The 12916-nt window shown below is 48.7% G+C and carries 12 protein-coding genes; 8 read left to right on the top strand and 4 right to left on the bottom strand.

Annotated features, from left to right (window positions below):
* Positions 1-16 precede the first annotated feature (16 nt).
* Positions 17-454, bottom strand: a complete 438-nt coding sequence (locus KW837_RS06105) for a hypothetical protein (protein ID WP_102623980.1) — start codon at positions 452-454, stop codon at positions 17-19.
* Positions 455-486: 32 nt separating this feature from the next.
* On the bottom strand, positions 487-1542 hold the full coding sequence (gene dbpB, locus KW837_RS06100) for a DGQHR domain-containing protein DpdB (protein ID WP_095974524.1): 1056 nt from the start codon (positions 1540-1542) through the stop codon (positions 487-489).
* Between the two features lie 181 nt (positions 1543-1723).
* Here dbpB (KW837_RS06100) and KW837_RS06095 point away from each other — a divergent pair, with 181 nt between their 5' ends.
* The 8 genes from KW837_RS06095 to KW837_RS06060 all read left to right on the top strand — a co-directional run bounded on the left by KW837_RS06095 (position 1724) and on the right by KW837_RS06060 (position 9974).
* Positions 1724-2659 carry a hypothetical protein gene (locus KW837_RS06095; RefSeq protein ID WP_131815873.1) on the top strand — a complete coding sequence of 312 codons (936 nt, stop codon included), beginning with the start codon at positions 1724-1726 and terminating at the stop codon, positions 2657-2659.
* Positions 2656-3777, top strand: coding sequence for a DGQHR domain-containing protein DpdB (dbpB, locus tag KW837_RS06090; protein ID WP_063340402.1), 1122 nt, complete (start codon positions 2656-2658; stop codon positions 3775-3777). Before KW837_RS06095 ends, dbpB (KW837_RS06090) begins: the two co-directional genes overlap by 4 nt.
* Positions 3774-5072 (top strand): tRNA-guanine transglycosylase DpdA, encoded by a 1299-nt coding sequence (gene dpdA / locus KW837_RS06085; protein WP_218394886.1) that lies wholly within the window; start codon positions 3774-3776, stop codon positions 5070-5072. Before dbpB (KW837_RS06090) ends, dpdA begins: the two co-directional genes overlap by 4 nt.
* Positions 5069-6124, top strand: coding sequence for a DGQHR domain-containing protein DpdB (dbpB, locus tag KW837_RS06080; RefSeq protein ID WP_218394885.1), 1056 nt, complete (start codon positions 5069-5071; stop codon positions 6122-6124). The genes dpdA and dbpB (KW837_RS06080) overlap by 4 nt, the downstream gene beginning before the upstream one ends.
* Positions 6125-6151: 27 nt before the next feature.
* Entirely contained in the window at positions 6152-6853 is a 702-nt protein-coding gene (gene queC, locus KW837_RS06075) for a 7-cyano-7-deazaguanine synthase QueC (protein WP_218394884.1), read from the top strand.
* 60 nt (positions 6854-6913) lie between these two features.
* Complete coding sequence (gene queE / locus KW837_RS06070) at positions 6914-7549, top strand: 7-carboxy-7-deazaguanine synthase (RefSeq protein WP_218394883.1); 636 nt, start codon at positions 6914-6916, stop codon at positions 7547-7549.
* Between the two features lie 683 nt (positions 7550-8232).
* On the top strand, positions 8233-9231 hold the full coding sequence (locus tag KW837_RS06065) for a hypothetical protein (protein ID WP_218394882.1): 999 nt from the start codon (positions 8233-8235) through the stop codon (positions 9229-9231).
* Between the two features lie 2 nt (positions 9232-9233).
* Entirely contained in the window at positions 9234-9974 is a 741-nt protein-coding gene (locus tag KW837_RS06060) for an HAD family hydrolase (RefSeq protein WP_218394881.1), read from the top strand.
* 224 nt (positions 9975-10198) lie between these two features.
* On the opposite strand, the gene dpdD is transcribed toward KW837_RS06060, so the two are convergent.
* Both dpdD and dpdK read right to left on the bottom strand, forming a co-directional pair.
* On the bottom strand, positions 10199-12385 hold the full coding sequence (dpdD, locus tag KW837_RS06055; protein WP_218394880.1) for a protein DpdD: 2187 nt from the start codon (positions 12383-12385) through the stop codon (positions 10199-10201).
* Positions 12382-12909 (bottom strand): phospholipase D-like domain-containing protein DpdK, encoded by a 528-nt coding sequence (gene dpdK / locus KW837_RS06050; RefSeq protein WP_218394879.1) that lies wholly within the window; start codon positions 12907-12909, stop codon positions 12382-12384. The genes dpdD and dpdK overlap by 4 nt, the downstream gene beginning before the upstream one ends.
* Positions 12910-12916 lie beyond the last annotated feature (7 nt).

Here is a 12916-nt window from a genome sequence, read left to right as displayed (position 1 = left end):
AAACAAAATAGCTAGACTAAACCTTCCAAGACTCAAGGTCGACGCATAACGTTTCAAACAAAAACTCTACAACTTTGGCTCGCCCCTCACCCAGCGCTGATGCAATGGTGATCACGGAAACCAAAATGGAGTTAACCGTGTGCAAGTCGGTTACATCACTCAGACAATTCAATATTTCCTCGAATTTCCCCAACATAGCAGTTTGGGAAAAATTTAATGCCTGCACCACATGGGTAGATGGCGTCAGGTAGAGAATATTCGCACGCGTCCGCAAACCGTAGGCTTCAGTCAGCATGCCATAGCCTTCCGAAGGGAAAGCTTCGTCCTGCCCTGCAAGCCTCCTCAATGCCTCCTGAAAAGCCATGGATAGATGAAGAATGACTTCTGAGAACTCTTTTACACTGGCGTCACTGGCCAGGGCTGGAGACAGATCCGAGGAAACCAAAGTAGTCATAATGCCTCCTAAATATTAGTAATGAGCACCAGTTAGCTAGGTACGAGTTCCGAACTTCGAACCACCCTGGTCAAATGATCAGTCAAAAGATGAATATCGCCATGTAAATTCTGAACTCCATTCCATGGCCGATTACCTGTTTTAAAGGACCACTCTCCCGAATCGAGCGTCCAAGCTGTATATCCTTGGAGCTTTCTAAGGCCTAACTTGAATACTGGGGCCAGTGGCGCTCCTGTGGCACACAGTTGCTCCATGACGAACCCCATGGAAATAATCCCCGCGCTATGGACCAGACGAGAGCTTTTAGGTGTATGACCATGCCAAGCATTTCCAAACACTTCCTGGACGGCCTGGAAAAACTCACTGATAGCCAAGAAACACCGATCCTCACCTCCTGACAACTCAATCACCTCCCGACAGTAACCGTCGGATAGGGAATTCATTACCAGTTTCTGGAGCGACGTATCACCGATGACCCCTGAGGGGTTGGTATGCTGCTTAATCTGTCCTTGCAAAGAAGATCGATCGTCATAATTCAACATTTCCACGATGCGGGCTGCGCGGGCGCGGGAAGTCATTCTGAATGGAAGGCCGCTGACAGACGGGAGCAGTTCATATACCAGCGATTTCGGTAATGGACTGGTGTTGTTGACGAGAATGAATTGCCGGCGAAGCTCTTCCTGATTTTCACACACTAGAGCAGACACCAGTAGCTGGAACGAACTCCCCTCGAGCCCAGCTAACGCAGATAGGCGCTGCTGACCATCCACAACGAACCCAGGAGGGCCGGATGAAATATCCACCTCAATTTCTGCATAGGCTCCATTTCCTTCCACCACCCGGACTCCACTGGTAAACGCTAACACCACAGCATTGGGCATTACCGCATCGGGACGGGAGAGGTAGTCGCGGATCTCTCGTATGTGCTTGGACACCTGTGGCCGCTGAAAGCCATGAAGGGCGCCACGATCATCACGCTTGACTCGGTCGATGCTAGCGATCGCCAAAATCTGCTCAACGGTAGCCGCAAACGATACCACTTGGTGGGTTGGGCTCTGTAACGCCTTGATTGCGCTGAACTTAAGCAATGAGTCTCTTCCTTCATCAAACGGCCCCCCAGAAAGAGGGGTAGCAGCAGTATTGAGGCTCTTATACCAACCCTTCCGCATAAAAACTAGCCTAAGCGCATTGGCCCATACAGTTATTAAATGGTAAATTGTCAGCCTCGGATAAATGCAACATCCGTCAAAACAGGCCTACAGTTTTCCCATGAGAACCGTCATCATCACCAACTGCACCAATCGAAAACGTCTCGACGGCCTGCCGCCGGTGGTGCTGAACGACGAGTGTTATTCATCGATTGCAGCCATGGCAAAGGCGTGGAAGGGGCAAATAGACGAACGTCCCACCACTCTGATGGCATCTTCACTTTACGTGGGCAGAAGCGTTTCTGACGCGAGGCGCGTAGCAACGAAGTTGAACGCGAAGCTAATGTTTGCGTCGACCGGCTTAGGGTTGATTGAAGGCGATCAGAGATGTCCACCCTACAACCTGACGGTGGCTCAGGATCCGAATTCTATCATCCCACGTCTCGAAAAATTGGGTGTGCGCGCATCAGATTGGTGGGAAGCCGTGAATGTCACCCAATCAAAGGGAAGCGCCCTAGCGGACCTCGTCAGCCAACCCGACATCGACTTGGTGCTCATTGCTCTCTCTTCAAACTATGTCCAGTTGATAGGCGAAGACCTTGGAAAAATCAGGGACACGCAGATCGACAAGCTCAGAATTTTCACTTCGCGCCCAGGCATCGAGATGCTTCCCAGCCATTTACGACCCATCGCGATGCCATATGACGAACGCCTTGAAACCTCAACACTACCAGGCACTCGCAACGATTTCCCTCAGAGAGCCCTGCGTCATTTCATTGAGATTCTTGAACTGTCGAGTGCTCCTGCTGAGATCGCTCGAAAGAGCGTCAGCGCGGCGATGGATCTTTTATCCCTAGCAAAAACGACCATCCGGCGGCGCGCATCGGACAGTGAAATTGCCTACATGCTTGAGTGTGTGTGGGCTGACTACCAAGGCAGTTCGACCCGATTGTTACGCTACTTAAGGGACGAGGCCCTGGTGTCGTGCGAGCAATCGCGCTTTCGGAGGATCTGGCAGGACATCAAAGGTCAAGACAGCATAGAGAGCAAAGCATGACGAGCGAAGATGCGATTGTGGTGCGTGCACTACGCACCACGCAAGGCGACAACCTTGATGTGTATGCATTATTCATCAGGGGATCTGACCTGGTCCGAATTGCCGACATCAGCCGCCTGTCGCGCGAAGACAGCAGTCCCCTCAAGGGTTTTCAGCGCCCCGAGATTAAGAGTCATGTCAAAGGGATCACTGAGTACCTCAATCAGGGAAATGTACTTTTTCCCAATGCAATTATCTTAGCGCTGTCTCCTGACCTGCGTTTTGTTGCAGCACGCGGAAGTAAGCCGACAGGCGATGCGGGGCTTTCGCAAGCGGGTACGCTGACGATCCCTATCAGGGAGGAAGGAATGAGGTCTGCCTGGATCGTGGACGGGCAACAGCGCTCATTGGCGTTGGCGAAAGCGGCCAATTCGGATCTTCCTGTGCCAGTGATCGGTTTTGTATCCGACAGCCTGACCACCCAGCGCGAGCAATTTATTTTGGTCAACAAGGCCAAACCCTTGCCCACTCGACTGATCAACGAACTACTGCCGGAGACAGGCAGCATCCTTTTGCCCCGCGAACTGAGTGCTCGCAAGGCACCAGCTGAGTTGTGCGGGCTTCTTAGCCGCGATCCCAACTCCCCATTCCACAAACTCATAAAGCGGTCGTCCGAGCAAAATAGCAAAGCGGTGATCACTGACACCGCTGTAATAACGATGATCCGCAATAGCATCAGTAATCCGTTGGGGGCGTTGGCTCCCTACACCTCCAGCATCGACGGTGCGGCGAACGTTGAGTCCATGTACCACCTACTGACGACCTTTTGGCGAGCGGTGCGTGATACGTTTCCAGAGGCGTGGGGACTTGAATCGAAGAACAGTCGACTTATGCACTCAGCGGGAATCATCGCCATGGGCGTGCTCATGGATCGGATCTACGCCAAGATCGGTGGTCAGCGCGAAACCTACGAAGCCGTGTTACAAGAACTGGCCAGAGTAGCCCCTTACTGCGCATGGACATCAGGTCAGTGGCCGATGATTAATGTCCAGTGGAATGAAATCCAAAGCACCCCTCAAGATATCAAGGCGCTGCAAGAAACCTTGATCCGCCTCTATATGACCAGCGCTCACCAATGAAATTTTTATACGCCGACACCCAAGACTACGTAGACCCGGATTACGATTTCATCAACGATCGAAATGCGCCGGGCCGGAAGAGATACTGGGATGACCAGTATGCGCACGAAATGATGACCCCCGTCCCTTATGATGGGCTCTTGGTCTCGATGAGCGCAGTGCGACCTGCAAATGGCGTCGCTAATTCAAAGGTTCGGTACTCGACTTCCGAGCAGCAGCGCTTCTTGAGAGAAGGCGCACGCAAATTTCTACGACTCGATGGCATTCAGTTCAAAGATACTATGGTCCTAGGGGACTGCGGGGCTTTTGCCTATGTAGAACACCCTACCCCTGCGTATAGCCCAAGCGAAGTAGTAGAGTTCTACTCGGATGCGGGATTCACCCATGGCTGCTCGCCAGACCACATCATATTCAACTGTGACTCCAGCAATCCGCCAGCGCTGAGCCAGTCGGAGGATGTGCTGTTTCGGTATGAAATCACGCTCAAAAATGCGCAAGAGTTTCTGCGTTTAGTGAAGGAGGCGGAGTGGCCCTTCGAACCCCTGGGCGCGGTGCAGGGTTGGTCTCCTCAAAGCATGGCGAACGCGGCAAAACAACTCGAAGACATGGGTTATCGCTACTTGGCGATCGGAGGTCTAGTACCTTTGAAAGTCGATCAAATCCATGAGGTTCTGAAAGAGCTTCGAGCGGTCCTTAAGCCCGAGACAAATATTCATCTGCTGGGTTTTGCTAAAGCTGAGAACATCCATGAATTCACCGGATATGGCATTACCAGTTTTGACTCAACCTCCCCCCTTATACGCGCATTTAAAGATGCGAAGTGTAATTACTACATGGGTACCAATACAAGCAAACTGGATTACTACACAGCTATTCGCATTCCGCAGGCGATTGAAAATCCACGCCTGATGCAAGGAATAAAAAAAGGCACTCTGAGCGCAGAAGAGTTACAAATCAAAGAAAAAGCAGCGTTGCTAGCAATCCGCGACTACGATAAAAACCTGCTCGACTTTGATTCAACTTTAGCCGTGCTAGTAGACTATCTCCGACTGACTCTTTCCGGCTCAATATCGTCATCATTAGAAATGGAAAAAGAAATCGCCAAGCACGTCCGACTAATCTCACCCACGTTGAGAGATAAACCGTGGCAAAAATGCCAATGTTCGATTTGTCAGTCAGCGGGTATCGAAACTATTATCTTTCGAGCCAGCAATCGAAACAAAAGACGCGGATTTCATAACTTAGGCGTGTACCACCGCCACCTTCAGAAAACTCTGGAACTTTCGAAACAATGATCTATCGATTTAAGGGTGTGCGCGCCCAACAGGCCTCCGGGCATGATGTATTTTCGTTTGCGGCCACTCCAAATGAAATTTTAGAGTTCTCTGAAATTGAGAGAGTCGGCCGCGATGAAGAAGGTCACCTCAAAGGCTTTCAGCGCCATCAAGTCGCGTCGCACATCAGAGATATTCGTGACTATCTTCAGCGCGACGATGCATTACTTCCTAACGCAATTATCTTGGCCTTTCTGGATGGGGTAACGATTAAAGACCTCGGCGAGGGTATTGTAGAAATCGTTATTGATACTGCCGAATCCAAGCCAGGCTTCGTGGTCGATGGACAACAACGACTCAGTGCCCTTGCCACGATGGAGAAACCTGGATTCCAGGTATTCGTATCGGCATTAATTTGTAAAGATTACAACGAGTTGCGGCAGCAATTTGTGCTCATCAACAATACGCGACCGCTGCCAAAATCGCTGATCTATGAGCTTTTACCGACTGTTGACGGCCTGCCAGAACGGTTCACCAGTCGTAAATTTGCTGCTCGCATTATTGATTTGTTGAATTTTTTGCCTAACTCCTCTCTATTTGGCGAGATCAAGCAACATACGAATCCCAAAGGAGTACTAAGCGACATGGCGATGCAGAAGTTCGTGATGAACTCTGCGAATGATGGCGCAATTCGTAGTTTCATGAAGTTTGATGACTTTGAGGGGCGCAGCATCGAACTCATCAACAACTTCTTCCATGCAGTGCGTGTAGTTTTCAAATCGGAATGGGAAGGACTAGCGCCCAGGAATTCACGTTTGAAGCACGGGGCGGGCCTGGTGTCTTTGAGCTTCGTTATGGAGTTGCTTTACTCCGATCAAGGCACAACCAGCAAGGAAGGCTTTATCAAAGGTCTAAAACTTTTGAAACCTCATACGGCATGGACAAGTGGTGATTGGCACATTTCTGAAACCGACCGCCGCCCCTGGAATGGTATTCAGAACACGCCCACTGATATCGGATTGCTCACTAAGTATCTGACCGAAAAACTCAAGCAAGAACTGAAACGGCGCTAAATCAGACCCAGTTCCGAGGAGAGCAGTATGCACAGCAAAGCCTTAGTTCTTTTTTCAGGCGGACAAGATTCCACCACCTGCCTTGCCTGGGCGCTGGAACGTTACGAGCACGTCGAGACCATTGGCTTTGATTATGGCCAGAGGCATAGAATCGAACTCGAATGTCGGCTGAATATCTTGCAGGAGGTACGTAACAGATTTCCGAACTGGGCCAAGCGACTCGGTGAGGATCACGTGCTTGACCTCAAATTACTCGGCCAGATCAGCGATACGGCGATGACCGCTGAGAAAACCATAGAGTTTGAAAAGAATGGACTTCCCAATACGTTTGTACCCGGTAGGAATCTGCTGTTTTTGACGTTCGCAGCCACGATTGCCTACCGACGGGGCCTCACTGTGTTGGTTGGGGGAATGTGCGAAACCGACTACTCAGGCTACCCAGACTGCCGGGACAACACCCTTAAAGCCACCCAGGTGGCCTTGAGCCTCGGGATGGACGCTCCCGTGATCATTGAAACTCCCTTAATGTGGCTCAATAAAGCTCAGACCTGGCGTTTGGCCGAAGAACTAGGTAATCGCGATTTTGTCAGCCTGATTCAAGAAGAGTCCCACACCTGCTACCTCGGGACTCGACAGCAGAAACATGAATGGGGTTACGGGTGTGGAACGTGCCCAGCTTGCGAACTACGCAAAACTGGGTATGAGCAGTACATTCAAGAACGAGATTGACGATGGTTCAGCGGTGGCGGATCAATGCACTCGCCACCCATTTGAATCAGGTGAGTAAACATGACTTACAGTATCAAAGAAATGTTTTACACCCTTCAGGGGGAAGGTAACCAAGCGGGTCGACCCGCGGTATTCTGCCGATTTTCAGGATGTAACCTCTGGTCGGGACGGGAACAGGACAGGGCTAGCGCGATCTGTACATTCTGTGACACGGACTTCGTGGGAACAGATGGTCAAGGTGGGGATAAATTCAAAAATGCGGAAGCTCTTGCCCATGCCGTTGATTCGTTTTGGCCGATATCTCATCAAGATCATAAATATGTGGTATTGACTGGAGGAGAACCGTTACTTCAAGTCGACGAAGCATTGGTAGACGCTCTGCACAATCTAAACTTCAGTATTGCCGTTGAAACCAATGGCACCGTTGCAGTTCCCTTAGGGATAGATTGGCTCTGTGTAAGCCCCAAATCAAATACCGCACTCAAAATAACTAATGGAGACGAACTTAAGCTTGTTTTTCCACAAACAAACTCAATGCCAAATATGTTTGAACATCTGAATTTCGACCACTTTTACCTTCAACCTATGGACGGACCAAAAATCGCAAAAAACACTGAAACTGCAATCCAATATTGCAAAAGCAACCCAAAATGGAAGCTCAGCTTACAATGCCACAAAATATTAGCTATACCTTAACCTCAACACTACCCCCACAACAAGAACACATTAAAATCCTCTTATGATAGTCTCTCCCTCTGCAAAATATCGACACTGCAGAACACCTGCTTAAACTATATTCCATAAAAATCTCATAACTAAAAAATAGGGAAAAAATCAAAATTCCACCCCCACCACCTATTCAATAAAAAATGGCCCATTGAACGGACACTACCGAACGGCTAAAACAACAACCCAAACAAAATCAAGCATCACTATTATGGACATAAGACATTACATCTCAGCGTCATTTGTTGTAGTAAGCATTGAGATACCACTGGAATGCGTCCATGAATATGAAAGCCGAGAGGAAATTGAGATCAGAAGAGAGCGCATCCTATTCGACGATTATTTTAAGATCTCGCTCAAACAGTCTTTGGAGAACCATCTATTTTTCATGACTTCCAGACACTCCGCACTCTGGATACAAGGTTGCGATCCGTAACACCGAAGCCGCAAACCCTGCCCCATCAGTATCGCACCCTGTCAAGTGATTCAAGCGATAGACTCACGACATAGGTGATGGAATTGCAGCGATCCTTCACCATTGAGGACGTATCCTTTTTTTGATAGATTAGGGGCTGAATATCTTATGACACCTTTAATAACTGTTAATGGCCATTAAGCCCCAGAGTTGTTGCCGACTAAAAGAGACCTTCCGAATGCCTTTTCAAAAATATCTTTCCAGAATGCTTACTACTGTAGGATATTGGGCATTATCAACCGCAAAAAAACTCGCCCCTAACAGTGCTCAGGAAGAATTTAAAAAAAGATTACGACATAAACTATGGTTTGTTGCAGACATACCTCTTTTTATTGACGAACAAGCTGTAGAAAAACTACATGACGCACTGAGTCGCCCAGAGTTCGAGACAACATCAAGAAAGGCAAGCATGTCTTCAGTAAACACGAATGAATATAGCAATGAAATTACAGGGAGCGGTGAAATAGGCCTCGCCCCCTTTATGAAATTATCAACAGCAACAAAACTTGGTCAAAAACGAAGCTCAAGTACAAGCAAAGGCGCTGAATTTAGTCAAGAGAAAAACAATTCCGCCGAAATGCGATTTGAAAAAATAATAAACTTCTACGCAAACAACTATCCCAAGCGAATTTTTTGGGCAAAGACTGACCTTACAGAAGTGTTCGACACCGAAGGACTGGCTCTTTCGTGGACAGATGTATCAAAACTAATAGATACACCCGCGCCACGGCCCCTCATTATATTTGAGGCACCTATTGGATCAAAAATAGTACCAATGGCGGCAGAAACGACTGATGGAAAACTTAAAGAAATCTATAAGGACCTTATAAAAAACACAACAAACGGTAATAAAATCCCTCAATACAGTTCTACACCAGGACAAGCGCAAATATATTGGGGAAGCCTAGAGGAACACTTCGAATCATCAGTCGCGATGAGGGCCGTAGAAAATGCAACAAAAGACGGAGGCCGAATTGACTGGATTGACTATCGTCTTATCTCTCGAACTGGAAATCAAATCATACCAATTCATCTACACCTAACACCCAGAGGAGTATACAACACCGGAACTTTCGCATACCAAACGGTGCGGCGAGGACATAAACATGGAATCAAAATAATTGGCACGCTAAAGCAAGGCGAAGATGTTAACGTATTAGCAATTTATGAGAATTAAACATGACTATTCTCTGGGTAAGCGATGCGGATAACACTCTTTGGGACACTGATAAAATCTATGCTGCGGCACAGTTAAAATTACTATCAGCAATTGAAGAAAATCTTGACATAGAAATAGACCAAGCTAATCGACTCGACTATATAAGAGAGGTCGATCAGCACATTTCAAAACGGCACCACCTAGGACTTAGGTATCCTACAGAGCTATTAATATCGGCCTTAAAAAAAAGAATCACTGGAACTCCTATACAGGCCGCCGTCAAGTACTCTTTAGTTTCGGGACTAGAAAGCAACGATGTGTTTTCTAAAGATGCAACTCAGAAATTTCACAGTGAAGTAAGCATAACCCCACCATTAAGAGACGGGGTAATCGAAGGGCTAGAAGCACTTTACAGCAATGAAGCGATAGTCGTTATTGCCACTGAAGGTTCTATAACAAGAATTAAACGGCACCTGAGTGAGCATAGCATTTCGCACTTTGTGGCGTTGTGCCTCGAAGGCACCAAGTCTATGGCCTTTTATCAGAGAATCGCCAAACTCTATCAAAACAAAGAAGCATGGTCCATTGGTGACCAACTGACGCGTGACGTCGCCCCTGCAATAGAGGCTGGCTTTAAAACCATTTATTTCCCTGGAGGTTTTAATCCCTTCTGGCAAAAGAAACACGCCCCATTGAAAGAGACTATAACAATTACCAATTACCACCTCGGTGTACAGTTTGCTCTCAACCAACAAAAATAAAACTCATAAAGTTCATACTGGCAACGGATATTCTTCATTAACGTTTTGCACCTGCACAGGATTCATATGAGTTAATCCTAGCGATCCCAGAATATAAGCGACCTGTCACATCGTTTAGGGCGATGGTGGCCACCATGTCGGGGCTTAGTGGGACTGTAAAGATTGGCTCACCGTCTCCCTATAGTCTGCCATCCTTAAAAAACCAGAACGGGCGATTATTCTTTTCAACTTAACGAATTATCAGAGCAGTAGTTACAGAACGCATCGATGATACTTGAAGCGCCCCGACCTAACGGATAGATCAAGTCCTGCCGTATACGACTAACCGGATAAAATGCCTGATGTTTCGCGCTACCAGCAACGAATAAAAAGTAACTTGCCTTCTTGGCCAGATGCAACAAAGTTGGGGTAGCAGTGTGATCATGGTTCAGTTCTACGTCTAGCCCCGCAAACATATCTTCCAATACCGCCTTTGCACGACGCGCGGCGCCTTCAGTAAGGCTGTAGATAGCCAGCGTCTTACCTGCCATCGCCGCCGGTCCGAAAGCACTATTATCAGAGTCGACGTCTTGAGTGAGTGCCCGCGGGAAGTTTGCCTCACAATCTTGACCAAGGATCTCTCTTGCAAGGCTCTTAGTTAAATAGCGCTGCGACAACTCGAGTCTAGCCCAGCGGTTCACGGCGAATCCTTGCAGCACCAGCCAGAGTTTTTGCAGCATATGTTGTCCCGGTTGACTCTCCTCCAGCAGCAATTCGATTATTTCAAGCATTCCTGGATAGGCAGTAACCGATCCCCCCTTCTCCCATAGCACCTCCAATGCCTCGCCAAGACGAATACGATCATCAAGTTGACTGGGTCGTGACAAGAAACGCTGCACGACTTGGCCAGCCAATAGCACATCCGAAGGATTGACTAGGTCATCCAGCGCCAACAGTTCCAACCATTCCAACCAGAAGTCTGCCGAACATAGCAATTGGCGGCTATCCAACCAGTCGAGCAGCAACGGCAAACTGTCGCGTAACAATATGCCGGTGCATGTACTACCGTGCAGGCGTTTGCTCAACTCTGTCTCGGAGAAAGACTCAACTGACCAATTCTGACTTTGCTCCTGTAGGTCGCGGATCAACACTTCAGGATCCGCGGATACATCTTCCAGACGTCCCAGCCACCCTTGCCAACCGCGCTCCCTACTACCATCAAACGTTTGGCTTAGATCTTGCCACACGAACTGCAGACGAGGATAAGCTATTAATCTAGACCTCAACTGTTCGGAAACCAATTGCAACGCAAACCAAATCTCTTGTAACTCCTGCATGGACGATGACAATGAGCGCTCAAGCAGCAGGCGAAACTCGTCAAAGTTCTGCGGCTCGGTAATCTCCACTTTGGGGAAAGTTTGCGCCGTTATTAATAATGGTTCATTGTCGATGGAGAGTCCGACCCACTCGCGGAGTTGGTCAAGCCAGTCAGAGTCAACGAAATTCGGAAGCTCAAGGAGTCCCTCCGAGTATCCCAGCACCCCAGCGCCCACCGCCCACCGCATCCAGTCGGAGACAAAGCACTCACGGACCTCGAGCAAAGGTGGAGTTGCAAAAAGCGGACTCAGAGGCCGATACAGGAGACGTAACTGTTCTAAAGAGGCGCAGCCGAAAGCCCCTCTTTCAAGCAAGGAATCGGTGCCAAGATGCCCCAGCGCTCGCAATAGCAAGCTAACCACACTAACGGGAATTCGCCCTCCCAAAAAATCAATTAACCGAGGGTGATCAACAATATCCGTCCAGCGCCTCTCGGCTTCCAAAGCTTGCAACTCAAGAGAAATCAAGTTCCGCTGACTGAAATTGCCCGTAGCCTTAAGTTCCTCAAAAAGACGCGAAGCAGCAGAGCCATCTTTCAACTGGCAAGCGGCGAAGAAGTCACGCAGGATCCGACCAAGAGGGCGCTTAAATGATGTAGCCATCCGAGGTCGCTGGCGATACAACGCCAATACGGTGGCCAGCCCTTGGAATACCCGTTGCCGATAAACAAACTCACTCTGTGTACGCGCCAATAAATCAATTCTAATTAGGCCCGCTGGCGCTTGCTCCAACAAAATTCGCTCGGCTTCATCCTCTGTATCTTTAATCAGCCTGTAATCTGGATAGGTATCCGCAGACCCTAGACTTGCCTGCAAAACCTGCCTCAACTCCTCCAAAGACCGTCGATCCTTCTCGGCACCGTAAAAGTAAAGCTTGCCATTGCGGCTGACCGGCAGCAGCATCGGCCAGCCCCCCTCAACTGCCGATGCTATCAGCGGCTGGAGAAGAACCTGGAACCTAGGTTCATATGGATTGCTTGAAGAAAGCACCCGATCAAGGACTATCTGATTGTCCGCAGCAAAAAAACGCTGAAGCCATCCCGGCGAACTACTCATGCCTGCGCCTCAAAACGGTAATGATGTTCAAACTCCAAAAGTGCGTCGGAGATTAATTGTGCATCCTGGGTTAGGATCACATGCTCATCGTTGCGTTGCGCGCCGCTGAACGTGTAGTTCAACGATCCCTTCAGAAAGCATGTCCGCGTTAAAAATCCCTTGGTGTGTAGATTCTCGCTAAGTAGGTAATAAAATCCTGGTGAAGCACCTAAGCGATTCTCCAGGATCCGAATGAAATTTTGACTGGACGGTTCACTTCGAGTCACGATTCGCAACGTACAACCGCCAATGACTGCTCGCGCTAATAGCTCATTAAAGGAAACCTCCCGAGCCCCCCACTTCGGCTCCAACGAATCCCATTGGCCCGAGCGGTTGTCCAGCAGCGGAAAATCACTCAACCATGGAGATACAAGCCATATATCGTCCGGTTTAATTAGCAATGACGCTAGCATGCTACTCAACACCTCACGAAACTGTCGCCGTCCCAGTGGCCCATGAAGAAAAATCTGTCGTTGCTCACTCATGGCACGT

Origin of the sequence: Pseudomonas sp. PDM24 (assembly GCF_019218905.1) — a bacterium.
Lineage (GTDB): Bacteria > Pseudomonadota > Gammaproteobacteria > Pseudomonadales > Pseudomonadaceae > Aquipseudomonas.
The sequence above is the reverse complement of the archived record's forward strand: the minus strand, read 5'-3'. Positions and strand labels throughout refer to the sequence as shown.

What these genes read in the sequence shown, in the direction of transcription:
- KW837_RS06105 (WP_102623980.1), bottom strand. Translation starts at nt 454, where the DNA reads ATGACTACTTTGGTTTCCTCGGATCTGTCTCCAGCCCTGGCCAGTGAC.
- KW837_RS06095 (WP_131815873.1), top strand. Translation starts at nt 1,724, where the DNA reads ATGAGAACCGTCATCATCACCAACTGCACCAATCGAAAACGTCTCGAC.
- dbpB (WP_063340402.1), top strand. Translation starts at nt 2,656, where the DNA reads ATGACGAGCGAAGATGCGATTGTGGTGCGTGCACTACGCACCACGCAA.
- dpdA (WP_218394886.1), top strand. Translation starts at nt 3,774, where the DNA reads ATGAAATTTTTATACGCCGACACCCAAGACTACGTAGACCCGGATTAC.
- dbpB (WP_218394885.1), top strand. Translation starts at nt 5,069, where the DNA reads ATGATCTATCGATTTAAGGGTGTGCGCGCCCAACAGGCCTCCGGGCAT.
- queC (WP_218394884.1), top strand. Translation starts at nt 6,152, where the DNA reads ATGCACAGCAAAGCCTTAGTTCTTTTTTCAGGCGGACAAGATTCCACC.
- queE (WP_218394883.1), top strand. Translation starts at nt 6,914, where the DNA reads ATGACTTACAGTATCAAAGAAATGTTTTACACCCTTCAGGGGGAAGGT.
- KW837_RS06065 (WP_218394882.1), top strand. Translation starts at nt 8,233, where the DNA reads ATGCCTTTTCAAAAATATCTTTCCAGAATGCTTACTACTGTAGGATAT.
- KW837_RS06060 (WP_218394881.1), top strand. Translation starts at nt 9,234, where the DNA reads ATGACTATTCTCTGGGTAAGCGATGCGGATAACACTCTTTGGGACACT.
- dpdD (WP_218394880.1), bottom strand. Translation starts at nt 12,385, where the DNA reads ATGAGTAGTTCGCCGGGATGGCTTCAGCGTTTTTTTGCTGCGGACAAT.
- dpdK (WP_218394879.1), bottom strand. Translation starts at nt 12,909, where the DNA reads ATGAGTGAGCAACGACAGATTTTTCTTCATGGGCCACTGGGACGGCGA.